This is a genomic window from Fictibacillus iocasae (genome assembly GCF_042665465.1).
In the GTDB taxonomy this organism is placed as follows: Bacteria; Bacillota; Bacilli; order Bacillales; family Fictibacillaceae; genus Fictibacillus; species Fictibacillus iocasae.
Genome location: NZ_JBHTCP010000016.1, coordinates 176,207 through 195,478 on the forward strand (window position 1 = coordinate 176,207; position 19,272 = coordinate 195,478).

Consider the following 19,272-nt stretch of genomic DNA (forward strand, 5'->3'; position numbering starts at 1 on the left):
GGTGGGGCTCTTGGCAGACGTTTTGTCCCAAAATGAAATCGATGCTCTTCTGTCAGCGCTGTCCACAGGAGAAATGGATGCTGAAGAGCTGAAAAAAGAAGAATCAGAGAAACGAATACGAAATTACGATTTTAAGAGAGCTCTCCGCTTTTCTAAGGATCAGATACGTGGTCTGACAAGGATTCATGAAAATTTTGCCAGATATTTGACGACTTACTTTTCGGCTCAGCTTAGAACGTTCGTCCAGATCGGAGTGGCCTCCGTCGATCAGCTACCATATGAAGAGTTTATCCGCAGCGTTCCAACCATGACATTCTTGAATATTTTTGAGGCAAACCCGCTAGAAGGGCGCATCTTGATGGAGATCAACCCGAATATCGCTTATGCGATGCTTGATCGGGTTATGGGCGGAAGAGGCGCCGGGATGAACAAGATCGAAAATTTGACCGAGATTGAAACGAAAATCATGACACAGCTGTTTGTCCATACACTTGACAGCTTTAAAGAAGCGTGGAGTCCGACAATCGAGCTAGACCCATTCATGCTCGATATAGAAGTCAACCCGCAGTTTCTTCAAATGGTATCAGCGAATGAAACGGTCGTGGTCATCTCATTGAACATTACAGTAGGTGAAGTGACCGGAATGATTAATATTTGCCTGCCGCACGTAGTGATCGAGCCGATCATCCCGAAGCTGTCGCTGCACACGTGGATGCAGAAGAAGCAAAAGTCTCGTCCGCCTGAGGAAATTCTCTTTATCGAGAGCAATTTAAGGAATGCAGAACTTCCGGTCCGTGTAGAGCTTGGCTTCTCAGACATGACCATCAATGAATTCTTGGACCTGGATATTGGTGACTGCATCGAATTGAAGCAAAAAATCTCTTCACCAATGGTTTTGATGGTGGAGGATACACCTAAGTTCCTTGTCCAGCCGGGCAAAGTAAACAGAAAAATGGCGGTCCAAATCATCGATTCACTAAAGGAGGAAAACGAACAATGGTAAGCGGAAATATGCTGTCACAGGATGAAATTGATGCGTTGCTTAGCGGCGGGCCTTCCTCCAGTGCAAGTGCACCAGAAGAAGAACATCTGACAGATATGGAGCGAGATGCTCTAGGCGAGATCGGTAACATCTCCTTCGGCAGTGCCGCAACGGCCCTTTCCACCCTTCTCAATCAGAAGGTCGAGATCACAACACCTGTCGTATCGGTCATTCAGCAAGGAACATTGAAGGCAGAATTCCCGATACCGCATGTAGCGGTCGAGGTCACGTATACAGCGGGGATTGAAGGAGCGAACATGCTCGTCATCAAGAAATCAGATGCACAGATTATCGCGGATCTCATGCTAGGCGGTGATGGAAGCAGTCCGTCTCCTGATTTTGGCGAACTGCAGCTGAGTGCTGTTGGTGAAGCCATGAACCAGATGATGGGTTCTGCCTCGACGTCCATGTCAGCCATGTTCGGCAAGACGGTAGACATATCACCTCCGAGCATTGATTTTTTAGATGTTGAGCGTTCAAACATTCCGATGTCATTGGAAGAAACGCTCGTGAAGATCTCATTTAGAATTAAAATTGGAACGCTGATCGACTCCAATATAATGCAGCTCGTTCACGTCGATTTTGCTAAAGTGCTTGTTGGCCAGCTTCTTGGCATGGAGCCGGAAATGCCGGCAGACATGACACCACAAGCTGTACAGCAGGAAGAACCGGTGATTGCAGTTGCAGTGCCTGAAATCAGGCAGACTACACCTCATGCACCAGCAGCAGAGAGCCGCAAGCCTCTAGCTGAGCCGAGACAGGAAAAGCCTGTATTAGCGGCAAACTTCTCGGATTTCTCTGACAGCAGCAGTTATACAGGAGAAACGAAAAACTTGGATATGCTCTTGGATATCCCGCTGCAAGTGACCGTTGAACTTGGACGAACCAAAAAGTCGATCAAAGAAATATTAGAGCTCGGACAAGGGTCGATCATCGAGCTTGATAAGCTCGCTGGTGAACCGGTCGATATTTATGTGAACCAAAAAAGGATAGCAAAAGGCGAGGTTGTCGTGATCGAGGAGAACTTCGGTGTTCGAGTGACACAAATTCTTAGTCAAATAGACCGTTTACAAAAGCTTAAATAACAGGAGGCTATATATTATGGGAGCTCGCATTTTAGTTGTTGACGACGCAGCATTCATGAGAATGATGATCAAGGATATTTTAACGAAAAATGGTTTTGATGTAGTAGGAGAAGCCGCAGACGGAGCGCAAGCGATTGAAAAGTTTAATGAAGTCTCGCCGGATCTCGTCACGATGGATATCACGATGCCAGAGATGGACGGGATTACAGCTTTGAAGGAGATCAAGAAAACTCATCCAGAAGCGAAGGTCATCATGTGTTCCGCGATGGGCCAGCAGGCGATGGTGATTGATGCGATTCAAGCTGGAGCAAAGGATTTTATCGTCAAGCCTTTCCAGGCAGACCGTGTTATTGAAGCCATCAAGAAAACATTAGGTTGATGAGCAGGAATACCATGTTTAAACTTGCAAAACTTACGGCCGTTTTCATGCTGATTGTGCTGTTTCCTCTTCTAGGGGAAACAGCCTCAGCACAAAGCTACGCAAGCAGCGGAAAATCAGTGTCCGATTGGATCGACAATGACCAAGAAAATAACAGCAAACAGGCTGAGAAAGCTGCTGCAGCCAAAAATGAAAGCTCCGGCAGCACGTTTTTCATGATCTTAAAGCTCCTAGTGATGCTCGGGATTGTTATAGCGCTGCTAGTCTTTGTTCTGAAGTTCATTCAAAAAAAGTCAGCAGGCTTTCAGCATGGAAAAGCCTTGCAGCTGCTCGGGGGAGTTGGGCTAGGTCCTAGCCGGTCTCTGCAGGCGGTCAAGGCGGGAAACTCGATCCTCCTTCTCGGTGTAGGCGAAAACGTCACACTGATCAAAGAAATAACAGATGATGAAACGATCGAACAGCTAGAAGGGCTAAACCGCACCGAAAAGAAAGAGTTCAATGGCTATGGCGCCCAAAATAACGGCAGCTTGCCTTTTAAAGAGCTGCTCATGAATCAGCTTAAAGATTTGTCAGAAAGCCGTAAGAAGATAACGGAACGTCTGAAAGAAGGAAACACCGATGAATGATCTTTTACCAAGCATCGATCTTGATGCCTTAAATTCCAGTGAGCCGGCAAACCTGGAGACGACGCTGCAGCTGCTCTTGCTGCTCACGGTGCTCAGTCTTGCACCAAGTCTATTAATCTTAATGACTTGTTTTACAAGGGTGATCATCGTCCTGTCCTTTGTCCGCACATCGCTAGCGACACAGCAAATGCCCCCTAACCAGGTTCTGGTTGGCATCGCGCTGTTCATCACTTTCTTCATCATGGCTCCGACAATCGGAGAAGTGAACAAAGAAGCTGTTAAGCCTCTATTAAAAGGAGAGCTCACGCAAGCAGAGGCGTTTGAAAAAGGGACAAAGCCGCTGAAAGAATTTATGGCAAAGCAGACTAGGCAAAAAGATCTGGCATTGTTCCTGGATTATTCCAAGGCGGACAAACCCAAAAAGGTAGAAGATATCCCGCTTACAACCCTAGTTCCGGCGTTTGCCATTAGCGAACTGAAAACGGCCTTCCAGATTGGCTTTATGATCTTTGTGCCTTTCCTTGTGATTGACATGGTTGTGGCTAGCATCCTTATGGCGATGGGGATGATGATGCTGCCGCCGGTAATGATTTCACTGCCTTTTAAAATTCTTCTGTTCATATTAGTCGATGGATGGTATCTCATCGTCAAGTCGCTGCTGTTGAGCTATTAACTTATGAAATTAGTAGGTGGATGAAATGGATTCACAATTTGTCATCACATTAGCTGAAAAAGGCGTCTATGTGACGCTGCTTGTGTGCGGCCCCTTGCTTGCATTGGCTTTGATTGTCGGACTTGTTGTCAGTATCTTTCAAGCAACCACTCAGATACAGGAACAAACACTGGCGTTCGTGCCCAAGATTGTCGCTGTCCTGGTCGGCCTCATCTTTTTTGGTCCGTGGATGCTTTCGCAAATATTGGCTTTTACTTCTGGAATCTTTAATAATCTTCATCATTACATAGGGCCCTAAAGAAGAATGATTGATATTAATTACTTGCCGTCCTTTCTATTAATCGCAGCAAGAATCAGCTCTTTTTTCGTAACCGTGCCTATTTTTTCTAACAGAAGCATTCCTGCCATGCATAAAACAGCCATTTCGCTCTTCATTTCATGGATTGCCTTGTACGCGGTTAAGCCGCCTGCTGTTGCAGTGGACGGCGAGTTCATCCTTCTTCTATTAAAAGAAGTCATGACTGGCCTTGCACTCGGTTTGATTGCCGCCATTCTTTTCGCCGCGATTCAGGCTGCTGGTGGGTTCATCGACTTGCAGATGGGATTTGCATTAGCGAACGTTTTTGATCCGCAGACAGGGGCGCAAAGTCCTTTGATGGGAAGATACCTGTATACCTTTGCTATTTTATTTCTATTATCAACGGATGCTCATCATCTGTTATTGGATGGCATCTTTTACAGCTATCAATTTATCCCGCTTGAATACTCTGTCTTTCATTTTGGGGATGAAAACGTGCTGAAGACTTTCGCTGAAGCCTTTTCCGGCATGTTTCTGGCGGCGTTTCAGATGGCGTTTCCAATCGTAGGCGCATTGTTTTTAGCTGATCTGGCACTTGGTATCATGGCGCGGACTGTACCGCAGCTCAATATATTTGTTATCGGTCTTCCTCTGAAAATATTAATCTCGTTTTTACTGCTTCTTATCGTTCTTCCTGTTTTTTTTGTCAGCTTGAGTGCTCTCATGGCTCAGATCACCGAAGCGATGAGAGCACTTATGGAAGCACTTGGGGAGGGAGGAAGGTAGCATGATGAGAATGAACCTTCAATACTTTTCTCAAGAGAAAACAGAGAAAGCGACGCCAAAGAAAAGAGACGATTCGAGGAAAAAGGGGCAGACAGCTAAAAGCGCGGATGTGAACACGGCTGTAATTCTGTTTGCTTCCGTATTAGTACTCGCGTTCTCTGGCAGCTGGATGTGGACCAAGATGCTCGACGTGTTAAGAGAGCGGCTTGCTGAAGGATTGTTGGCTGACATCAGTGCTGACTCGGTCCCACTTCTTTTTTCAGACTTGGTATACGAAGCGGCAGCCATCGCCGCCCCCATGCTTGGAGCGGCCTTTATAGCCGCCATGATTTCAAACTATATACAAGTGGGTTTCCTGTTTTCCACAGAAGCGGTACAGATGAAGCTGGAACGTCTTGATCCGATTCAAGGCTTTAAGCGTATCTACTCGGTAAGAGCCCTTGTTGAGATGACCAAATCGATGCTCAAGATCGGCTTTGTCGGCGCCGTTACCTTTTATTTCTTATATGATGCACGTGCGGAAATGGGAAGGTTCGCCCTCGTGGATTTGGGCTCGGCGCTTTCTGCAGCAGCAGATCTGGCGATGAAGATGCTTTTCGCCGCTTCTATCGTGCTATTGTTTCTTTCGCTGCTGGACTATATGTACCAAAAATTTGATTTTGAAAAAAACATCAGAATGTCAAAGCAAGACATTAAAGATGAATACAAGAAGTCAGAAGGCGATCCTAAGATAAAATCCAAGATCAAAGAGAAGCAGCGCCAGATGGCCATGAGACGGATGATGCAGGATGTGCCTAAAGCAGATGTTATCATCACGAATCCGACCCACTTTGCTATCGCCCTAAAATATGACGGTTCCGAAATGGACGCTCCCTTCATCGTGGCTAAGGGTATGGATTTAATTGCCTTAAGGATCAAAGAGATTGCAAAAGAAAACGAGGTTGTCATGGTAGAAAATAAGCCGCTCGCCCGTACGCTGTACAGCCGGGCTGAGATTGGTGACAGAATACCTGAGGATCTTTTTAAAGCGGTCGCTGAAATTCTTGCCTATGTATACAGCGTAAAAAAGAAAGCAACAGCAGGGAAATAGGAGTTGGATAGTCATGAAAGCAAGAGATATTTCTGTATTAATTGGCGTGATCTTAATATTGGCGATGCTCGTCATCCCGCTTCCTCCATGGATGCTGGACTTCTTGATCATCATTAATATATCGCTCGCCCTATTGATCATTTTGATATCAATGAATACGAATGAACCGCTGCAATTTTCCATCTTCCCTTCTTTGCTATTGCTTGTCACTCTGTTCAGGCTGGGATTGAACGTTTCAACGACACGATCCATCCTCTCGCATGGCGAGGCGGGTGATGTTGTTCATACGTTTGGCGAGTTTGTTGTTCAAGGAAACATTTTAGTCGGTATCGTCATTTTCTTTATCCTCGTGATCATTCAATTTATCGTAATCACGAAAGGGTCAGAAAGGGTTTCCGAAGTCGCGGCCCGCTTTACACTCGATGCTATGCCGGGCAAGCAGATGAGTATCGATGCTGATCTAAATGCCGGCATGATCTCAGACCATGAAGCAAAGGAAAGAAGAAGCAAAGTAGAGCGCGAGGCAGACTTTTACGGAGCGATGGACGGTGCGAGCAAGTTCGTTAAAGGTGATGCAATCGCTGGGATCATCATCGTCATCATCAACATGATCTTCGGCATCATCATCGGAATGATGCAGATGGACCTATCCTTCGGGGAGAGTGCGGAAACGTTTACAAGACTTACAATCGGGGACGGGCTTGTCAGCCAGATTCCCGCGCTGATCATCTCGACTGCTACGGGGATTATCGTTACGCGTGCAGCGTCAGAAGGCAATCTCGGCTTTGATATCTCTAAGCAGCTTCTTGCTTTTCCTAAGCTGCTGCTTGTTGCGAGCGGAACGATAATCATGCTCGGCCTCTTCACGCCAATCAATGATTTCTTCACGCTGTCGATCGGCGGTCTGATCGCATATGGCGGGTACACACTGCTGAAGGCAGAGTCTAGACAAAAGAATTTAGAAGACGTGCTAGAAGAGGATCAGCAAACAGAGCAGCTGAAAAGTCCGGAATCAGTGGTCAGCCTGTTACAGGTTGATCCGATAGAATTTGAGTTTGGATACAGCCTTATCCCGCTAGCGGATGCACAGCAAGGCGGTGACCTCCTTGATCGTGTCGTCATGATCAGAAGGCAGCTTGCACTTGAGCTTGGAATGGTCGTCCCGGTTGTTCGAATACGAGATAACATTCAACTGCAGCCTAATGAATACCGGATAAAAATCAAAGGAAGCGAAGTGGCGAGGGGAGAACTGCTGCTCGATCATTATTTAGCGATGAGCCCTGGTGTGGACGATGAAGAAATAAGCGGCATTGATACGATGGAGCCTGCGTTTGGTCTGCCGGCTTTATGGATTTCAGAAAATATGAAAGAGAAAGCGGAATTCTCAGGCTATACCGTTGTTGATCCGCCATCAGTCGTTTCTACACATCTGACTGAGGTGATCAAAAAGCATGCTCATGAATTGATTGGCAGACAGGAAACACGCCAGATGATCGAGCACTTGAAAGAATCGTATCCTGCTCTTGTTGAAGAAGTGACACCTGATGGACTGACAACAGGGGAGATTCAAAAGGTTTTGTCCCGACTTTTGAAAGAGAAAATTTCCATCCGAAACTTACCGGTCATATTCGAGACGCTTGCTGATTTCTCCAGGATGACCAAGGACACGGATCTCCTGACAGAGTATGTAAGGCAATCGCTATCCAGGCAGATTTCGAGCCATTTCCGAAACGGTGACGACCCGCTCAAGGTCATCACTCTTGGAGGATCGGTTGAGAAGCGCATCGCTGAGAACGTGCAGCAGACCGAACATGGCAACTATTTGTCTCTTGATCCGGAAGATTCACAGAATATATATGACAGCATCACAAGAGAGCTAGAACAAGCCAGAAGCTTTGAACAGACACCTGTCCTATTATGCTCGCCGGCGGTCAGGATGTATGTGAGGCAGCTGATCGAACGATATCTGCCAGACATAGCGGTTCTTTCCTACAATGAATTGGAGCCGGATGTTGAAGTACAAAGTGTGGGAGTGGTGAATATCTGATGAAAGTAAAAAAATATACCGCCTCTACCTTGCCCGAGGCTATGAAACTTGTGAAAGCTGACTTAGGTTCAAGTGCTGTGATTCTAAATACGAGAGAAGTCCAAAAAGGCGGCTTTTTAGGGTTCTTCACAAAGACCGCCATGGAAGTGTTTGCTGGACTTGATCATGATGGGGCCAGACACAGCCGGAGGCCGAACATCCGAGTGGAAGAACCGAAAGCAAAGGCTGCAGAAAGTGAAAATCAAACGGTGCTTGCTGACGAAATACGGCAGCTTAAGAGCATGGTCCGTTCCATTAAAAACGGAGAATTCGACGCGCTCCCAGATTATTTGCAAGAGTGGAGAGATTACCTTGTTTCACAGGAATTATCTGCCGACATTGTTCAAGAACTGATCAGCAGCCTGCTGGCAAAGTGGGAGTCGTTCAGTGAACAGGAGCGTGCCGAGTACAGCTGGTCAAGCTGGGTGGCGGAATGGCTGAGCGCAAGGATGCAGAAAAGTGAATTTGGTCCATTTCATTATGAAACAAAATTCTTGAATGTTGTCGGCCCGACAGGTGTAGGAAAAACGACCACACTTGCCAAGATCGCGGCACAAGCGGTTTTAAAGGACGGAAAAAAAGCGGCCTTTATTACAACGGATACGTACCGGATCGCCGCGATCGAACAGCTGAAAACATATGCTGAAATCTTGAACATTCCTTGTGAAGTCGTGTATACAGCGGATGACTTCAGCAAAGCAAAAAAGAAGTTATCCGACTGCGATATCGTGTTCGTGGATTCTGCCGGACGAAACTTTTTAAATCCTTTTTATGTCGAAGAGCTGCAGCGAATCATCCAATTTGACAGTGATATGACGAACTACCTTGTTTTATCCTTAACATCCCGATTCGCGGATATGGATGCCATCTATAAACGGTTTCAGAATCTGCCCGTACACAAGGTGATCTTCACTAAGTATGATGAAACAACGCTCAGCGGGGCTATGATCAACTTTTCGCTGTTCCATAAGATCGGAACGGCTTATGTCACGAACGGCCAGAACGTACCTGATGATCTGATCGAAGCAAGTGCAGACAAGATTGCCCTGCAGTTCACAGAGGGAAAAAAGAATGGCTGATCAGGCAGAAATGTTAAGGCAGCGGTTGTCTGCCGAAACGAAGCAGGCAAAAGTGTGGGGAATCGTCAGCGGAAAAGGCGGCGTTGGAAAATCGAACATAAGCGCCAATCTGGCCATCTCGCTTTCTAAAAGCGGGTATAAGGTGCTCGTTTTCGATCTGGATATTGGAATGGGTAACATCGATCTATTGCTTGGAAAAGCGTCATCTAAAAATATCTTGGACATGCTGCAGCACGGCTTGGGCATATGGGACATTATCGAACAAGATCGAACAGGAATCTCCCATATAGCCGGTGGACGGAATTTTTCTTCCATCGCGTCACTTGACAGCAGCATGATGGATCATTTTTTCATGCAGCTCTCTGAGGCAGAAACGGTTTATGACCATATTATTCTAGACATGGGGGCAGGCATAACAGAATGGAGCCTCGGCTTTATCTTATGCTGTGATGAAGTCTTGACCGTCACGACACCCGAGATCACGAGCATTACCGATGCGTATTCCATGATCAAGCATATCCATGCAAGCAAACCAGAGCTGTCTGTCGCCCTCATTATTAATCGGTTCGAAACGATAGCGGAAGGAAAGGCAGCCGCAGCAAAACTGACAGAAGTGTCGCACCGTTTTTTGAATAAAAGATTAAAAGTCCTGGGCATGATTCCTTATGATATGGCTGTTAAGAACAGTGTGAAAAATCAAGTGCCATTTGTACTCTCTTCTCCTTCCTCACCTGCGAGCAGATCAGTGAAGGAAATGGCTGCAAAGCTGGCTGGTGAGCCGGTCATTCAGCAGCGTTCCTCCTTTTTCACGCGGCTGAGAGCGTTTTTAATAGAAAGGTAGTGTCTTATGCTGAAACCCATAAATGTGCTGGTAGTAGACGATTCAGCATTTATGAGAAAATACATCTCAGACATTTTAGCCTCGGATAAGCGTATCGCTGTCATCGGAACAGCAAGAAACGGCATAGACGCCTTTGAAAAGGTAAAGCAGCTGACTCCTGACGTTGTCACGATGGATGTTGAGATGCCTGTCATGGACGGATTGGATGCCGTGAAACTCATTATGAAAGAGTGTGCCGTTCCTGTTATTATGCTGAGCAGCTCGACAAAAAAAGGAGCAGACAGCACGATCCAGGCTATGTCATTTGGCGCGGTCGATTTCATTGAAAAACCTTCAGGTGCCATATCACTCGATCTTAAAAAAATTCAGGATGAGCTGATCGAAAAGGTGATGATGGCGGCTTTTATCAAGCCTGCTGAATCACACCTGCACGATGGAAAAACGGACCTTTCGCCTGCTCCGCCTGAGAAGACGCGAAAGAATAAAAAGCAAGGGACGCCTGTGGTGTTGATAGGAACGTCAACCGGAGGACCGCGCGCTTTGCAGACTGTATTAAGCTCGCTGCCAGGCGATTTGGATGCTCCTGTTGCAGTTGTACAGCATATGCCTGCAGGATTTACAGCATCTCTTGCACAAAGGCTCGATTCTCTTTCAGAACTCCGCATTAAAGAAGCAGAACATCTAGAGGTGCTGAATAAAGGGTCAGTGTATATAGCGCCCGGAGGCTATCACCTTACATTACAGGAAGTTTCAGGTCAGTTAGTCGCTCATCTTGACAAAGAGGAGCCGATACTTGGGCACCGGCCGTCAGTTAACGCACTGTTTGAAAGTGCAGCACAGCTGCACGATTACAGAAAAGTAGCGGTGGTTATGACAGGGATGGGCAGTGACGGAACGGAAGGCCTGCACAAGCTGAAACAGAGCGGAAATACCGCGGTGATTGCCGAATCGGAAGAATCCTGTGTCGTGTACGGGATGCCTAAGTCTGTTGTTTCGGCCGGACTTGCAAAAAAGATCGTTCATGTAAACCATATCGCGATGCATATTCTACATGTTTTAGAGACGGGGGACGAATGAGATGGAGATGACTCAATATTTAGATGTTTTTTTAGATGAAAGCAGGGAGCACCTTCAGTCCATCAACACACAGCTGCTGCTCCTAGAAAGCAATCCTGGCGAAACGGCCATCGTTAATGAAATCTTCCGTTCCGCACACACACTAAAAGGCATGTCTGCCACGATGGGCTATACCGATCTGGCAAGCCTCACACATATGATGGAGAACCTGCTCGACGCTATACGCAATAAAAAAGCGGAGGCGACACCAGATGTTCTGGATGCGTTATTCGCTTCCATTGATCATTTAGAAGCGATGGTAGGCTCGATCGGTTCTGGAGGGGACGGACAAAGAGACGTTTCTGACACAGTCCGGTTGCTGGAGCAGCTTGAAAGCGGGAAGCCGCTGGTAGAGAAGAAAGCCGTGCCGACAGCACGCCTGGAGTACGACGATTTTGAAAAAACGGTCATTCTTGAGTCAAGAGAACAAGGGTTTCATGTCTTTGAAATTAGAGTAACGCTTGAGGATAGCTGCCAGCTTAAAGCGGCGAGAGTATACATGGTGTTCAGTGCGCTCGAGCAAAAAGGAGAGGTGATCAAAGCAAATCCGCCAATCGAGCAGCTTGAAGCGGAACAGTTCGACTCCGCCTTTACGGCAGTACTCGTGACAAACGAACAGTTGGAAACCATCAAAGAAACGGTTCTTGCTGTGTCTGAAGTGAAAACGGCTGAAGTGCAGGACGCCCTCCAAAACGACGGCGCAGCACAAAGTGAAACAGCGGCAGCAGTGTTTGCGCCGTCCGTGGGCGAGGAAGAGAAACCAGCGGCCTCTAAGCCGGGTCCTGCTGCAGGAGGAAAGACGATCCGAGTCAATATTGAGAGGCTCGATCAGCTGATGAATCTCTTTGAAGAGCTAGTTATTGAAAGAGGGCGTCTTGATCAAGTATCGCGGGGCATCGGAAACAGTGAATTAACAGAAACGATGGAGAGGATGGCTCGGACATCCACAGATCTCCAAGATATCATTTTAAAACTCAGAATGGTCGCTGTAGAGACGGTGTTCAATCGTTTTCCGCGAATGATCAGAGGGCTTGCCAAAGACTTAGGAAAACAAGTTTCTTTGGAGATCACAGGCGCTGATACAGAGCTTGACCGGACGTTCATCGATGAGATCGGTGATCCGCTTGTTCATCTTCTTCGCAATTCGTTGGACCACGGAATCGAAAAACCGTCAGACAGAATGAAAGCTGGAAAGAGCGAAACGGGCACGATCCAGCTCCGCGCCTTTCACAGCGGCAATCACGTCATTATCGAGATTGAAGATGACGGAGGCGGCATCAACAAAGAGAAAGTGCTGTCTAAAGCACTTGAGAACAACATCCTGACAAAGGATGAAGCGATGAAAATGACGGACCAGCAAATTTACGGGCTCCTTTTTGCTTCAGGATTTTCGACGGCTGATACCGTCTCAGATATTTCTGGGCGGGGTGTAGGTCTGGATGTGGTAAAAAATAAGATCGAGTCATTAGGAGGAAGCATCGCGGTTGATTCAAAAAGCGGCTTCGGCACGACATTTTCTATACAGCTCCCATTGACACTCTCTATCTTAAAGGCGCTGCTGGTTACTGTACATTCAGAAAAATATGCGATCCCGCTATCATCCATTTTGGAAACAGGGGTCGTAAGAAAAGATCAGATTCACTCCCTTCACGGACAGGATGTGATCGACTTTAGAGGAAAAGTGATCCCTCTCGTATATCTCGCGAAAACGTTTCATGTTCCAGAGCAATCAACAGCGGACGGCGCGCTGTATACGGTCATTGTAAAACATGGTGAAAAACTTGCCGCACTTGTAGCCGATTCCTTTCTCGGCCAGCAAGAGATCGTGCTTAAATCTCTTGGGAATTATTTATCAGCAGAAGTGTTTGCCATTTCGGGTGCAGCCATTTTAGGAGATGGACAGGTCGCGCTCGTGATTGATAGTAATGCATTAATGAATCAATAAGGAGGAGTCGAGATGGAGACGGCAGATATGCTATCAGGGACTGAGCTTCAAGTCATCGTATTTCAATTAAACGGGGAAGAATTTGCGATAGAAGTATCACAAGTGAAATCAATTGAAAGAATGCAGCCTGTAACAAGGGTGCCAGGTGCAGTGCCATTTGTGAGAGGCGTGATTAATTTAAGAGGGGTCATCACCCCTGTCATCGATTTGAACACGCGGTTTGGATCCGAGGGTACGCATGATGAGAAACAAGCGAAAATTATTATTGCCTCAAATAACGGAACAGAAGCAGGGCTTATTGTAGATGAAGCCAATGACGTTCTAGATATCCCGGCTGATTCGGTCGAGCCCCCGCCAGAAGTAAACGGCACCATAAGTGCGGAATACATCAAAGGCATTGCTCGCTCAGGTGATAGAATATTGGTCGTTCTCGATCTTGATAAAGTGTTGAACCCTGAAGAGCTGAAGGCTTCCGCAAGGCGATGATCGGGCCGTTCAGCAATATTACACCCTTTCATCTTGATATTTTAAAGGAGATCGGAAATATCGGGGCAGGACATGCGGCAACGGCTCTTTCGTCTCTCTTAAACAAAGGCGTGGATATGAAAGTGCCTGCCGTAAAAGTCGTCGCTTTCGATGAAATCACAGAGCTGATCGGCGGCCCTGAAGCGATTGTGGCTTCTGTATTTCTAAGAGTGAACGGGGAAGCGCCAGGGGCGATGTTCTTCATGATGCCAGTGAACCAGGCGGCTTATCTTGTGCAGAGCCTCATGGGAGAGGACGATGAGATACATGATGAGTTCTCTGAGATGGCATTTTCCGCACTGCAGGAAACCGGCAATATATTAGCAGGATCCTATTTATCCTCTTTATCCGATTTTACGGGGATGAAGCTGGCGCCTTCTGTTCCTGCGACAACCGTTGATATGGCCGGAGCGGTATTGAGCTTCGGACTGATGGAGATCTCAGCGGTCAGTGATTCGGCGATCGTGATAGAAACAGCTTTTACAGGAATGAATGACGAACACGGGGAGTCACTGAAAGGGCAATTCTTTCTCCTGCCGGATCCCGGTTCTTACCGAAAAATATTTCATGCACTAGGAGTTTCCATCGATGAATGATGTGATAAAGGATGTCATGAAAATAGGCATCGCAGGAATAGGGACGGTCAAGACCCCTCAAAAAATAAGGACGGCTGGGCTTGGATCTTGTGTGGGTGTCGTGCTTTTTGACAGTTCAAGGCAGATTGGCGGGATGGTTCACATCATGCTCCCTGATTCGTCTATCGCAAAAGGTGATAATTTTAATGAAGGAAAATTTGCAGACACGGGTGTGAAGCTTCTGCAAATCCTTCTAGCCAAAGAGGGAGCACGATCGTTGGCTGCTAAGCTGGCTGGCGGCGCGCAAATGTTTCAGTTCTCTGGCGGAGGCGATTTAATGAGGATCGGGCCAAGAAACGTTGAGGCAGTCAAGCATGAGCTTGCAAAGCTCGGCATCCCTATACTGTCAGAAGATACCGGCGGGTCATGCGGGAGAACGATTGAGTTTGATCCGATGAACGGTGAGCTGCAAGTGAAGACGGCCACTAGAGGCATAAGTGTCATTTAAAAAACAAGAAGAAGGAGGGTAAGCCATCATGTCAGAACCGTCATTCACGGCAGAGCAAGCGTGCTGGAGAAAATGGAACAGCTGCCGCGACAAAGAAGCTGGCGACGAGCTGCTTCGTGCATACCTGCCTTTAGTGAACTATCATGTTCAGCGCATCTCAGCAGGTCTGCCAAAAAGTGTCAACAAAGACGAACTCCGTTCACTCGGTATGCTGGGCCTTTACGATGCGCTTGAGAAGTTTGAGCCCGAGCGCGACTTGAAATTTGATACGTACGCCTCTTTTAGAGTGCGAGGAGCTATACTTGACGGGTTAAGAAGAGAAGATTGGCTTCCAAGGTCACTCCGTGAGAAAACAAAGAGGGTCGAAGCAGCGATCGAAAAACTCGAACAGCAAAACTTAAGAAGTGTGACCCCTGAAGAAGTGGCGAAAGAAACTGGATATACGGAAAACGAGGTAACATCGGTCCTCTCCGAGAGTTTTTTCGCCAATATTTTATCGATCGACGAAGAAAACAGAGAAAGTGACAGCCGCGAAAAGGTCAGTTTTTCTATTGAAGATAAGAAAGCCGTCACTCCTGAGAAGCAGCTGATCAAAGATGAGCTGAACAGAGAGCTAGCAGCTGTCATCGCCCAGCTTCCGGAAAAGGAACAGCTTGTCGTCAGCTTGTTTTATTATGAAGAGCTGACGCTCACAGAGATCGGCCAAGTGCTCGGGCTCTCCACATCCAGAATCTCACAGATTCATTCGAAGTCACTGTTCAGGATCCGCCAGGTACTTAAAAAATACTTATAATGGAGAGACAGGTGAAGCACGATGAGTGGATTTACATCAATCAGCCTAATTCTCCATGCCGCTGCGTTTTATTTTCTATGGCAGCTTTATAAGGAGAAAAAGGATGGACAAAAACAGCAGCAGAAGATGATGTCAGAGATGGAAGATGCCCTAGCCTTATTCACGATCGATATGCAGGCAGAGAATGATAGGATCATTAGAAAGATCGAGGCATTGAATGAACAAGATCATAAGGCTCCCGCAAAAGAAATGAAGCCCGAGGAAAATCATGACGTATTTTCCGTGCCTGAAACGGAGAATGCGGAGCTTTCCAGTGATCAGAAAAAAATCCTTCAGCTCGCCGAAAGAGGTCTCGATTCTACACAAATCGCGAAAGAAATGAACAGAGGAAAAGGCGAAGTCGACCTTTTATTAAAATTTTACCGATAACCCTGCAAAATGGCTTGCGGGGTTATCTTTATTTATGATATATTAATTCACGGTGTTAATCACACACGCCTTAGCGGATTTGAGCGAATGGTGCTGGCTATTGCCGGTTTTCGCTTAGAGAAGAAGCGGGCGGAGGAAAAAAACCATCAGGAGGTGCCATTATGGCAGTAATTTCAATGAAGCAGTTATTAGAAGCAGGGGTACACTTCGGCCACCAGACGCGCCGCTGGAACCCAAAAATGTCACGTTACATCTTCACAGAGCGTAACGGCATTTACATCATCGACCTTCAAAAGACAGTGAAAAAGGTTGAAGAGTGCTACAACGTGATGCGCAACATCGCGGCAGACGGAGGGAAGATCCTTTTTGTCGGAACAAAAAAGCAGGCGCAAGATTCAGTAAAAGAAGAAGCTGAGCGTTCTGGAATGTACTTCATCAACCAGCGCTGGTTGGGCGGGACTCTTACTAACTTCGGAACGATCCGCAAGCGTATCAGCCGTCTTAAGCAGCTTGAAAAAATGCAAGAAGATGGAACATTTGAAGTTCTTCCAAAGAAAGAAGTTATCATCCTTAAAAAGGAAATGGATCGTCTTGAGAAGTTCTTAGGCGGAATCAAGGACATGGAAAAGCTTCCAGATGCTTTGTTCGTAGTTGATCCTCGCAAAGAGCGCATTGCGATTGCTGAAGCACGCAAGCTTAACATTCCAATCATCGCGATCGTTGATACAAACTGCGATCCAGACGAAGTGGATTATGTTATTCCAGGTAATGACGATGCAATCCGTGCCGTTAAACTTCTTACTGGTAAAATGGCGGATGCTGTAATCGAAGCTAACCAAGGCGGAGAAGAAGCAGCTGAAGTTCAGGCAGAAGAAGAAACGACTGCTTAATAATAGGGTATAACTAAAAGGGTGATAGAGGGGGCTGCCCTTTATCCCCTTTTTTTAAAGAGTCTTTGAAGCGGGACATGCTATTCCCTGCTTCTACATAAAAACTAAGGAGGAATTATCAATGGCAGTAACAGCTCAAATGGTTAAAGAACTACGCGAAAAAACAGGCGCAGGAATGATGGACTGCAAAAAAGCGTTAACAGAAACGAACGGTGATATGGAAAAAGCGATCGACTATCTTCGTGAAAAAGGCATCGCGAAAGCGGCGAAAAAAGCAGACCGCATTGCTGCTGAAGGTCTAACTTCTGTCCTAGTTGAAGGAAACAAAGCTGTAATCGTTGAAGTGAACTCTGAAACAGACTTTGTTGCAAAAAACGAAAAGTTCAAAGAAGTGATCGCGACGCTTGAAAAGCACCTTCTTGCTACTAACCCTGCTAGCGTTGAAGAAGCTCTTTCTTCAGAACTTAACGGTTCTTCAGTAGAAGAGTACATCAACTCTGCAATCGCGACGATCGGAGAAAAAATTTCTCTTCGCCGTTTCGAGATTGTTGAAAAGGGCGACAACGCAGCATTCGGATCATACCTTCACATGGGCGGACGCATTGGTGTTCTAGCTGTTCTTGAAGGTACGACGGATGAAGCAGCTGCAAAAGACATCGCGATGCATGTTGCCGCTGTAAACCCTAAATACATCTCACGCGACCAAGTGGGAGAAGAAGAAGTAGCTCGTGAGCGTGAGGTTCTTACGCAGCAGGCATTAAACGAAGGCAAGCCGGAAAACATCGTTGCAAAGATGGTTGAAGGACGCCTTAGCAAATATTTTGAAGACATCTGCTTGAACGACCAGTCTTTCGTTAAAGACCCTGACCAAAAAGTAGGAAAGTATGCGGCTTCTAAAGGTGCTACGGTTGCTTCATTCGTTCGATATGAAGTAGGAGAAGGCATGGAGAAGCGTGAAGACAACTTCGCTGAAGAAGTTATGTCTCAAGTGAAAAAGTAATCAGTCTTATAAAAGAAGGGGGCACAATGTGTTCCCTCTTTTTTCCACTTTAAGAAAGTATAACTTTTTAACAGATAAGGAATTCGACGCAGTCAAAAAGTTAACGAACAAAGTATAAGGTCAACTTAGGCTGACAAAAAGGCTTGGCGTCAGCCAAGTTTTCTTTAAAGCTAGCTAAATTTTAAGGTGATGGAGGGGACTTATGAGTCATTCAAAATACAAGCGCGTAGTCTTAAAATTAAGCGGAGAAGCGCTCGCTGGCGGGCAGCCGACAGGCATCGACCCCGTTGTCGTCCAGTCAGTTGCTACACAGGTGAAAGAAATCGTGGAGCTTGGCGTTGAGGTAGCAGTCGTCGTAGGCGGCGGCAACTTATGGCGCGGAAAGACAGGCAGCGAGATGGGGATGGACCGTGCATCAGCGGATTACATGGGCATGCTCGCCACAGTGATGAATTCACTTGCCCTTCAGGACAGCTTAGAAAACATCGGAGTTCAGACAAGAGTACAGACATCTATAGAAATGCGCCAGGTTGCAGAACCATACATCCGCAGAAAAGCTATACGTCACCTTGAAAAGAAGCGAGTGGTTATTTTCGCTGCAGGAACAGGAAACCCGTACTTCTCGACCGATACGACCGCCGCACTTAGAGCCGCGGAAATCGAAGCGGAAGTGATCCTTATGGCAAAAAACAATGTGGACGGCGTGTACTCGGCTGATCCAAAGCTCGATGAGAACGCCGTTAAGTATTCGAGCCTCTCATACCTTGATGTATTGAAAGAAGGACTGGCCGTAATGGATACGACGGCTTCATCATTATGCATGGACAACGACATTCCTCTCGTAGTATTCTCAATTATGGAGGAAGGAAACATTAAACGAGCCATTTTAGGCGAAGAAATCGGAACTGTGATAAGGGGGAGAAATTAATGGCAAAGCAAGTGTTAACACAAGCAGAAGATAAAATGAAAAAAGCGATCGCCGCATTTCAGCGTGAGTTAGGATCTATCCGTGCGGGACGTGCCAATCCTTCATTACTAGACCGCATTCAAGTGGATTATTACGGTGCTGCGACACCGATCAACCAGCTCGCAGGCGTGACGGTTCCTGAAGCGCGCCTTCTGGTCATCCAGCCTTACGATAAAACAGCGATCGCGGACATTGAAAAAGCGATCCAAAAGTCTGACTTAGGTCTTACTCCTTCTAATGATGGATCAGTGATTCGCATCACGATACCGCCATTAACAGAAGAACGCCGTAAAGATCTTGCCAAGCTCGTGAAAAAATATGCTGAGGACGCTAAAGTAGCGCTTCGCAACATCCGCCGCGATGCAAATGAAGATCTGAAGAAGCTTGAAAAAGACGGAGAGATCACAGAGGACGAACTTCGCCGCTATAATGACGATGTTCAAAAGCTTACCGACAAGTACACTTCTGAAGCGGACGCTGTGATGGCCAATAAAGAAAAAGAAATCATGGAAGTATAACCATATTCCCTGTACAATGAA

22 protein-coding genes are annotated in these 19,272 nt (G+C 46.6%); all 22 read left to right on the forward strand.

The features are described from left to right. Positions 1–10: 10 nt before the first annotated feature. The 22 genes from fliM to frr all read left to right on the forward strand — a co-directional run bounded on the left by fliM (position 11) and on the right by frr (position 19,251). Positions 11–1,003 (forward strand): flagellar motor switch protein FliM, encoded by a 993-nt coding sequence (gene fliM / locus ACFQPF_RS10835; protein WP_379749491.1) that lies wholly within the window; start codon positions 11–13, stop codon positions 1,001–1,003. Next, complete coding sequence (fliY, locus tag ACFQPF_RS10840; RefSeq protein WP_379749493.1) at positions 997–2,127, forward strand: flagellar motor switch phosphatase FliY; 1,131 nt, start codon at positions 997–999, stop codon at positions 2,125–2,127. The genes fliM and fliY overlap by 7 nt, the downstream gene beginning before the upstream one ends. 16 nt (positions 2,128–2,143) lie before the next feature. Then, entirely contained in the window at positions 2,144–2,506 is a 363-nt protein-coding gene (locus ACFQPF_RS10845) for a response regulator (protein ID WP_094250807.1), read from the forward strand. Between the two features lie 14 nt (positions 2,507–2,520). Then, on the forward strand, positions 2,521–3,132 hold the full coding sequence (locus ACFQPF_RS10850) for a flagellar biosynthetic protein FliO (RefSeq protein WP_379749495.1): 612 nt from the start codon (positions 2,521–2,523) through the stop codon (positions 3,130–3,132). Then, positions 3,125–3,805 carry a flagellar type III secretion system pore protein FliP gene (gene fliP / locus ACFQPF_RS10855; protein ID WP_379749497.1) on the forward strand — a complete coding sequence of 227 codons (681 nt, stop codon included), beginning with the start codon at positions 3,125–3,127 and terminating at the stop codon, positions 3,803–3,805. The genes ACFQPF_RS10850 and fliP overlap by 8 nt, the downstream gene beginning before the upstream one ends. A gap of 25 nt (positions 3,806–3,830) precedes the next feature. Further along, on the forward strand, positions 3,831–4,103 hold the full coding sequence (fliQ, locus tag ACFQPF_RS10860; RefSeq protein WP_379749499.1) for a flagellar biosynthesis protein FliQ: 273 nt from the start codon (positions 3,831–3,833) through the stop codon (positions 4,101–4,103). 6 nt (positions 4,104–4,109) lie between these two features. Beyond that, positions 4,110–4,889 (forward strand): flagellar biosynthetic protein FliR, encoded by a 780-nt coding sequence (gene fliR, locus ACFQPF_RS10865; RefSeq protein ID WP_379749501.1) that lies wholly within the window; start codon positions 4,110–4,112, stop codon positions 4,887–4,889. A gap of 1 nt (position 4,890) precedes the next feature. Then, a complete protein-coding gene (flhB, locus tag ACFQPF_RS10870; protein WP_379749503.1) occupies positions 4,891–5,979 on the forward strand; it encodes a flagellar biosynthesis protein FlhB in 1,089 nt (362 codons plus the stop codon). A 13-nt stretch (positions 5,980–5,992) separates the two neighbouring features. After that, a complete protein-coding gene (gene flhA, locus ACFQPF_RS10875; protein ID WP_379749505.1) occupies positions 5,993–8,026 on the forward strand; it encodes a flagellar biosynthesis protein FlhA in 2,034 nt (677 codons plus the stop codon). Then, a complete protein-coding gene (flhF, locus tag ACFQPF_RS10880) occupies positions 8,026–9,144 on the forward strand; it encodes a flagellar biosynthesis GTPase FlhF (RefSeq protein ID WP_379749507.1) in 1,119 nt (372 codons plus the stop codon). Before flhA ends, flhF begins: the two co-directional genes overlap by 1 nt. Continuing rightward, positions 9,137–9,985 carry a MinD/ParA family protein gene (locus tag ACFQPF_RS10885; RefSeq protein WP_379749509.1) on the forward strand — a complete coding sequence of 283 codons (849 nt, stop codon included), beginning with the start codon at positions 9,137–9,139 and terminating at the stop codon, positions 9,983–9,985. Before flhF ends, ACFQPF_RS10885 begins: the two co-directional genes overlap by 8 nt. Positions 9,986–9,994: 9 nt before the next feature. Then, a complete protein-coding gene (locus ACFQPF_RS10890; protein ID WP_379749702.1) occupies positions 9,995–11,062 on the forward strand; it encodes a protein-glutamate methylesterase/protein-glutamine glutaminase in 1,068 nt (355 codons plus the stop codon). A 1-nt stretch (position 11,063) separates the two neighbouring features. Continuing rightward, the gene (locus ACFQPF_RS10895; RefSeq protein ID WP_379749511.1) at positions 11,064–13,046 is read left to right on the forward strand and encodes a chemotaxis protein CheW; all 1,983 of its coding nucleotides are present in this window, start codon (positions 11,064–11,066) and stop codon (positions 13,044–13,046) included. A gap of 12 nt (positions 13,047–13,058) precedes the next feature. Next, a complete protein-coding gene (locus ACFQPF_RS10900) occupies positions 13,059–13,532 on the forward strand; it encodes a chemotaxis protein CheW (RefSeq protein WP_379749513.1) in 474 nt (157 codons plus the stop codon). After that, positions 13,529–14,167: a chemotaxis protein CheC gene (locus ACFQPF_RS10905; protein WP_379749515.1), complete on the forward strand. Its 639-nt coding sequence runs from the start codon at positions 13,529–13,531 to the stop codon at positions 14,165–14,167. Before ACFQPF_RS10900 ends, ACFQPF_RS10905 begins: the two co-directional genes overlap by 4 nt. Then, positions 14,160–14,654: a chemotaxis protein CheD gene (locus ACFQPF_RS10910; protein WP_379749517.1), complete on the forward strand. Its 495-nt coding sequence runs from the start codon at positions 14,160–14,162 to the stop codon at positions 14,652–14,654. Before ACFQPF_RS10905 ends, ACFQPF_RS10910 begins: the two co-directional genes overlap by 8 nt. Before the next feature lie 28 nt (positions 14,655–14,682). Next, entirely contained in the window at positions 14,683–15,447 is a 765-nt protein-coding gene (locus tag ACFQPF_RS10915) for a FliA/WhiG family RNA polymerase sigma factor (protein ID WP_379749519.1), read from the forward strand. Positions 15,448–15,468: 21 nt separating this feature from the next. Next, positions 15,469–15,876: a DUF6115 domain-containing protein gene (locus ACFQPF_RS10920; protein ID WP_379749521.1), complete on the forward strand. Its 408-nt coding sequence runs from the start codon at positions 15,469–15,471 to the stop codon at positions 15,874–15,876. A 161-nt stretch (positions 15,877–16,037) separates the two neighbouring features. Beyond that, complete coding sequence (gene rpsB / locus ACFQPF_RS10925; RefSeq protein ID WP_379749523.1) at positions 16,038–16,766, forward strand: 30S ribosomal protein S2; 729 nt, start codon at positions 16,038–16,040, stop codon at positions 16,764–16,766. Positions 16,767–16,887: 121 nt separating this feature from the next. Continuing rightward, positions 16,888–17,766 (forward strand): translation elongation factor Ts, encoded by an 879-nt coding sequence (tsf, locus tag ACFQPF_RS10930; RefSeq protein ID WP_379749525.1) that lies wholly within the window; start codon positions 16,888–16,890, stop codon positions 17,764–17,766. A gap of 202 nt (positions 17,767–17,968) precedes the next feature. Further along, positions 17,969–18,694, forward strand: a complete 726-nt coding sequence (gene pyrH, locus ACFQPF_RS10935; RefSeq protein WP_379749527.1) for a UMP kinase — start codon at positions 17,969–17,971, stop codon at positions 18,692–18,694. Beyond that, the gene (gene frr / locus ACFQPF_RS10940) at positions 18,694–19,251 is read left to right on the forward strand and encodes a ribosome recycling factor (RefSeq protein WP_379749529.1); all 558 of its coding nucleotides are present in this window, start codon (positions 18,694–18,696) and stop codon (positions 19,249–19,251) included. Before pyrH ends, frr begins: the two co-directional genes overlap by 1 nt. Positions 19,252–19,272 lie beyond the last annotated feature (21 nt).

What these genes read in the sequence shown, in the direction of transcription:
- fliY (WP_379749493.1), top strand. Translation starts at nt 997, where the DNA reads ATGGTAAGCGGAAATATGCTGTCACAGGATGAAATTGATGCGTTGCTT.
- ACFQPF_RS10845 (WP_094250807.1), top strand. Translation starts at nt 2,144, where the DNA reads ATGGGAGCTCGCATTTTAGTTGTTGACGACGCAGCATTCATGAGAATG.
- ACFQPF_RS10850 (WP_379749495.1), top strand. Translation starts at nt 2,521, where the DNA reads ATGTTTAAACTTGCAAAACTTACGGCCGTTTTCATGCTGATTGTGCTG.
- fliP (WP_379749497.1), top strand. Translation starts at nt 3,125, where the DNA reads ATGAATGATCTTTTACCAAGCATCGATCTTGATGCCTTAAATTCCAGT.
- fliQ (WP_379749499.1), top strand. Translation starts at nt 3,831, where the DNA reads ATGGATTCACAATTTGTCATCACATTAGCTGAAAAAGGCGTCTATGTG.
- fliR (WP_379749501.1), top strand. Translation starts at nt 4,110, where the DNA reads ATGATTGATATTAATTACTTGCCGTCCTTTCTATTAATCGCAGCAAGA.
- flhB (WP_379749503.1), top strand. Translation starts at nt 4,891, where the DNA reads ATGATGAGAATGAACCTTCAATACTTTTCTCAAGAGAAAACAGAGAAA.
- flhA (WP_379749505.1), top strand. Translation starts at nt 5,993, where the DNA reads ATGAAAGCAAGAGATATTTCTGTATTAATTGGCGTGATCTTAATATTG.
- flhF (WP_379749507.1), top strand. Translation starts at nt 8,026, where the DNA reads ATGAAAGTAAAAAAATATACCGCCTCTACCTTGCCCGAGGCTATGAAA.
- ACFQPF_RS10885 (WP_379749509.1), top strand. Translation starts at nt 9,137, where the DNA reads ATGGCTGATCAGGCAGAAATGTTAAGGCAGCGGTTGTCTGCCGAAACG.
- ACFQPF_RS10895 (WP_379749511.1), top strand. Translation starts at nt 11,064, where the DNA reads ATGGAGATGACTCAATATTTAGATGTTTTTTTAGATGAAAGCAGGGAG.
- ACFQPF_RS10900 (WP_379749513.1), top strand. Translation starts at nt 13,059, where the DNA reads ATGGAGACGGCAGATATGCTATCAGGGACTGAGCTTCAAGTCATCGTA.
- ACFQPF_RS10905 (WP_379749515.1), top strand. Translation starts at nt 13,529, where the DNA reads ATGATCGGGCCGTTCAGCAATATTACACCCTTTCATCTTGATATTTTA.
- ACFQPF_RS10910 (WP_379749517.1), top strand. Translation starts at nt 14,160, where the DNA reads ATGAATGATGTGATAAAGGATGTCATGAAAATAGGCATCGCAGGAATA.
- ACFQPF_RS10915 (WP_379749519.1), top strand. Translation starts at nt 14,683, where the DNA reads ATGTCAGAACCGTCATTCACGGCAGAGCAAGCGTGCTGGAGAAAATGG.
- ACFQPF_RS10920 (WP_379749521.1), top strand. Translation starts at nt 15,469, where the DNA reads ATGAGTGGATTTACATCAATCAGCCTAATTCTCCATGCCGCTGCGTTT.
- rpsB (WP_379749523.1), top strand. Translation starts at nt 16,038, where the DNA reads ATGGCAGTAATTTCAATGAAGCAGTTATTAGAAGCAGGGGTACACTTC.
- tsf (WP_379749525.1), top strand. Translation starts at nt 16,888, where the DNA reads ATGGCAGTAACAGCTCAAATGGTTAAAGAACTACGCGAAAAAACAGGC.
- pyrH (WP_379749527.1), top strand. Translation starts at nt 17,969, where the DNA reads ATGAGTCATTCAAAATACAAGCGCGTAGTCTTAAAATTAAGCGGAGAA.
- frr (WP_379749529.1), top strand. Translation starts at nt 18,694, where the DNA reads ATGGCAAAGCAAGTGTTAACACAAGCAGAAGATAAAATGAAAAAAGCG.